1 protein-coding gene is annotated in these 871 nt (G+C 53.8%); it reads right to left on the reverse strand.

Translation table 11 applies throughout. From position 1 onward, the window contains the following. Nucleotides 1-38: 38 nt before the first annotated feature. Nucleotides 39-871: N-acetylmuramoyl-L-alanine amidase (locus tag RT52_RS15950; RefSeq protein ID WP_156028835.1), on the reverse strand; the 833-nt coding region annotated here is incomplete at its 5' end.

Genomic DNA, 871 nt, shown 5'->3' on the forward strand with positions numbered 1-871 from the left:
TTAGAACTGGCTAGTTATGTCCCAGCCTCTTAGTTTGATTAATAGGTAGAACGCATGAATTGATGAATCCCGGACGCCGTCGCTTCGGCCATCCGTTGACGATACGTCGTACTCGTCAAATGGGCGCGGTCGTTCTGATTTGTCATAAAGCCGTACTCAACGAGTGTCGAAGGGACGCTGTTCTTCCCGACGACGTAGACGTTCTGATATTTGACGCCTCGATTTCGAATGGTCGGGATTCGGGCGCCGAGCTCACGGTTGATGGAAGCGCCCAAGTTGCGGCTCGCCGATACGTATGGGTTCGTCGTATAGCTTTCGGTCGTCGGCACGAGTACTTCGTGACCGTGATAGGACGCATTTGTAGAAGAGTTCGCATGTAGGCTGACAAACGCGCTGCCGTTATACGACTTCGTCAAGGAGACACGGTTCGCGAGCGACAAATAAGTATCGGTTGAACGCGTCATTCGGACGTTGTAGTTGTAGGTGCCGGACAACGTGCTCGCAAGGCGCTTGGCGATGTCGAGTGTCAATACCTTCTCTTGGACTGACCCGTAGACGGCGCCAGGGTCGTATCCGCCGTGCCCGGCATCGATGACGATTGTTCGGCCGGAACCGGTCGATGTGTTCGTCGTCGTTGTGCTCGCCTTTAAGTATTGGGATGAGACGTAACCAGTCTGTCCACCGTAGGACACTTTATACCAAGAGCCGTACGTGCCGAGGTACGTGACGCTTCGTCCTGAAGGGATCGTCAAAAGGATGGTCCCGGTCGACGAGGCACTCTTACGTAAATTCAAGTTGACCGTCGTGACGTACGTTTTAGCAGTTGTCGTTGCGGTAGAGGCAGACACTTTCACGTATCGTGCCGAGACGT

The organism is Exiguobacterium alkaliphilum 12/1 (assembly GCF_000714435.1).
In the GTDB taxonomy this organism is placed as follows: Bacteria; Bacillota; Bacilli; order Exiguobacteriales; family Exiguobacteriaceae; genus Exiguobacterium; species Exiguobacterium alkaliphilum.